Origin of the sequence: uncultured Methanobrevibacter sp., assembly GCF_937906425.1 — an archaeon.
Classification (GTDB): Archaea; Methanobacteriota; Methanobacteria; order Methanobacteriales; family Methanobacteriaceae; genus Methanobrevibacter.
On the sequence record NZ_CALCYR010000261.1, the window covers coordinates 1 to 3903 of the forward strand.

A 3903-nucleotide genomic window follows, 5' to 3' on the forward strand; every position below is an offset into this window, starting at 1 on the left:
AAAAAAACAAGTGGATATGAAAAGAAGAAAAATAATTGGAAAAATAAAAGAAAAAAAACAAGTGGATATGAAAAGAAGAAAAATAATTGGAAAAAGAAAAGAAAAAAAACAAGTGGATATGAAAAGAAGAAAAATAATTGGAAAAATAAAAGAAAAAAAACAAGTGGATATGAAAAGAAGAAAAATAATTGGAAAAAGAAAAGAAAAAAAACAAGTGGATATGAAAAGAAGAAAAATAATTGGAAAAATAAAAGAAAAAGAAAAAATAGAGATAAATTAACTGTTAAACATTTGATCAAGTTTATTAGTTCCTTTATCTATTAATGAATTAAAGCTTTCAGAAAAGTCTGAACTGGAGCCGTCATCATAATAGGAATTGGTACTTTCTATGCTTGACCCTCCAATGATGCCTCTCAATATTCTTGCTAGTAAGTCAGGTTCATCTCCTGAACTGTCACTTGATGAACTGTAATAACCTCCATTGCTGGAACTGTCATCATCATTAGAAAAGAGATTTTCAAAGAATCCTCCATTACTTGGTTCAGAACTATCCAAATATCCATTATTGTTTGCATCTTCGTTTTGATTCATACTAGATACAAGCCAATCAGAAAGACCGCCAGTTGTTGAATAAACTGCAGTACTGCATATAAAAGCAATTGTTGCTATTACAATAAAAACAATAAATTTTGCTTTTTTATCTTCCATGATTTCACCCCATTTAGTTTTATTGTTTATTTAAATAATTGTTAAAATTGGATGATAATTTTTTTTAATGTTTTTTAATTTTTTTTTCAATGTTTTTTTTAATGTTTTTTTTTAATTTTAATGTTTATTTAATGTTTATTTAATGTTTATTTAATATTATTTTTTTATTATTTTTTTTAGCATCTTTCACTTTTTCAAATAAAAATAATAATTTAATTTAATTTTTAGTTTAAGAAGATTAATTTTAAACTAATTTTTTTATATTTTTTCAAAAATTATATTAAATTTTTAAATATATAAATTTATATACTAATTATATAAAATATTTTTCTTAAAAATAAGATTATGAATTTAATTTAGGATTTATTTCTTATTTTTAAAAATTATTTTTTTAATTTAATTAGTTTTTGTTTTTTATTTTTAAAAAATAATTTTAAATTTTTATTTAAAATAATTATAATTTTATTATTCATCAAAATATTTAATTGATAACATGAAAACAATAGCAAAAAGCTTTCAAAGTTCAATAGATATTAAAAAGTCTCAATTTATCTGCAGACTCTTTCCTGCACAAAATGAATTGGAAGCTAAAAAGATAATCAGGGAAATTTCCGAAGAGTATAAGGATGCCACCCATAACTGTACAGCCTATGTAGTAAGTGATGGTGAAGGTTATGATGACAATGGGGAACCTGGAGGAACTGCAGGCAGACCAATGCTCAATGTATTGAAGAAAAACGAGATGGAAAATGTCGTTGCAATAGTTACCCGTTACTTTGGAGGAATTAAATTAGGTGCTGGAGGTCTTGTAAGGGCTTACAGCAAATCAGTTCTTGAAACATTGTCAATTGCGGAAATTGTTGAAATGGAACTTTATGAGCTTTTTAGGTTTAGTTTTGAATACCAGGACATTAAAACAATTGACAGTGAACTTAGGGGAAAGAACTTGGCTATTGTTGAAAAGCAGTATGAGGCTAATGTTGTCTATTTTGTAGCCTGTCAAAATGTGGAAATGATTAACAGCATTCAGGAAAAATTGGCAAAACAAGTTAAAATCGAGCATTTGGGCAGCAGATTTTTAGAAAAGATAAATTAAATTTTTAGTTAATTGAAAGGAAAAATAGTTTTTTATTTTTTTATTTTTTTATTTTTTAAAGTTTTTTATAGTTTGTTTTTTTTTAAAAAAAGATTATATTGATTGTTTTTTATAGATTTAATTATTTGTGTTCTAATTTTTTAAAAAAAGATTATATTGATTGTTTTTTATAGATTTAATTATTCGTGTTCTAATTTTTTAAAAAAAGAAATAATAAATTATAATTTTAAGTAAAAATTATAATCTATTTTCAGTTTCTTCCCAATCCTTATTTGTAGCAGGCAATTTAGTAAATATTCCAGTTAGAACCACTAAAATAACAGTAAGGATTCCAAATACAATCAGCTGGTCATTTGAACCGCTGCTGATTACATCCAAGACTCCGCCAATCCATACAATAAGGATGAATATCGGCAGGATGAACTTAACTATATATGTCCACCACTTACCCACTTTTATTGTTTTGCTTTGTCTATTGAGGAATGGAATGATGTTTTCACATTTAAATATCCATGCAAAGATAATGCATTCAAAAATCACTCCCAATAGAATGGCTATCTGATTGATATATGCGTCTACATATCCTAGAAGTGTTCCTCCATATGCTGTTGCATACATCATTGAAAATGCTGCGCCGATTATGCAAAGTATTGTCATTGTCTTGTTGCGGGACCAGGTGAACTTGTTTTGAATACTGAATGCCAATGGCTCGATTGTGGATAATATGCTTGTAAGGCCTGCAAGATAAACTGTAATGAAAAACAATGGTCCTATGATGTAGGCATATTGTCCTAGTACATTCAAGACTGTCGGATATGCAATAAACACAAGTCCTGTACCTTGAGTTACAAGATCTGCAACTGCGGTTCCGCTTTGAAGTGACATATATCCAAGAATTGAGAAAACGCCTAATGAACAGAAGTTTTCAAAGGCGCAATTTGCAAATGCAATTGAAAGGGTGTTTGTAATCAGGTCACTGCCCTCTCCTGTGTAACTTGCATAGGTAAATGCAATACTCATTCCAAGACTTAAAGAGAAGATTATCTGTCCAAATGCTGCCATCCAAATGTTAAAGTCAAAAAGAAGGCTCCAATCAGGTTTAAAGAGTTCATTCAGTCCAATCATTGCACCAGGTAAACTAAGTGAGAAGACCACAATCACAATCATGATTATAAAGAGTGCAGGTACAAGGATTTTGCTCACCTTTCCAAGACCTGATTCAAGGTCCTTGTGGGAGATGTACCATACGATTGCCCATCCTATAAGCATTGCAATTGCAATAACCGGAATGAAATTGCTGATTCCAGACACTGATTCTGTAGATTGAAGAAGTCCTGTTGCAAAGAATGTGTTTGGGTCTGCTCCCCAACCCTTGAAGAAACTTAGAATTACATAAATGCCGTCCCATCCAAGTATGCATGAGTAATATATCATAATCATGAATACACAGAGAGGTAACAGCCATCCTATAAATTCGAATTTGTTGTTTATTTTACGTATAGCCTTTGGAAATGAAGATTTGAAATTATATCCCACACCATATTCCAATATTAGAAATGGAATTCCCATAAGTAATATTGCTACGATGTATGGGATGTAGAATGCACCTCCTCCATTGCTGTATAAAACATATGGATAACGCCATATGTTTCCTAATCCTACTGCAGAACCTATCATTGCCAATATGAATGATAAATTACTGCCCCATTCATTTTTATCGCTCATAAAATCACAAAATAAATTAATATAAGTATTTTTAAGTTATTAAATTTTTAATATCTTTTTTAAATTTTTCATTCATTTAATTAAAAATTACTTAATATGGTTATCTATTGTAGTTTTTTATATAAAAATTGAACTATTTATTTTGCTTAATGCTTTATTTTACATTTGCATTTATTTTTCAGTAGACTGTTTTTTTTGCTTTTTAAACTTTTTTTACATTTGCATTTATTTTTCAGTAGACTGTTTTTTTTGCTTTTTAAACTTTTTTTACATTTGCATTTATTTTTCAGTAGACTGTTTTTTTTGCTTTTTAAACTTTTTTTACATTTGCATTTATTTTTCAGTAGACTGTTTTTTTTGCTTTTTAAACTTTT

4 protein-coding genes are annotated in these 3903 nt (G+C 28.3%); 2 read left to right on the forward strand and 2 right to left on the reverse strand.

The features are described from left to right. Positions 1-280: hypothetical protein (locus Q0138_RS07675; RefSeq protein WP_297982939.1), on the forward strand; the 280-nt coding region annotated here is incomplete at its 5' end. On the opposite strand, the gene Q0138_RS07680 is transcribed toward Q0138_RS07675, so the two are convergent. Next, on the reverse strand, positions 277-708 hold the full coding sequence (locus Q0138_RS07680) for a hypothetical protein (RefSeq protein ID WP_297982942.1): 432 nt from the start codon (positions 706-708) through the stop codon (positions 277-279). The two genes, Q0138_RS07675 and Q0138_RS07680, sit on opposite strands and share 4 nt — an antisense overlap. A gap of 493 nt (positions 709-1201) precedes the next feature. On the opposite strand from Q0138_RS07680, the gene Q0138_RS07685 reads away from it, so the two are divergent. Next, positions 1202-1804, forward strand: a complete 603-nt coding sequence (locus Q0138_RS07685) for a YigZ family protein (RefSeq protein ID WP_297982944.1) — start codon at positions 1202-1204, stop codon at positions 1802-1804. A gap of 237 nt (positions 1805-2041) precedes the next feature. Here Q0138_RS07685 and Q0138_RS07690 read toward each other — a convergent pair whose 3' ends face one another. Continuing rightward, entirely contained in the window at positions 2042-3529 is a 1488-nt protein-coding gene (locus tag Q0138_RS07690) for a sodium-dependent transporter (RefSeq protein ID WP_297982947.1), read from the reverse strand. Between the last annotated feature and the right edge of the window lie 374 nt (positions 3530-3903).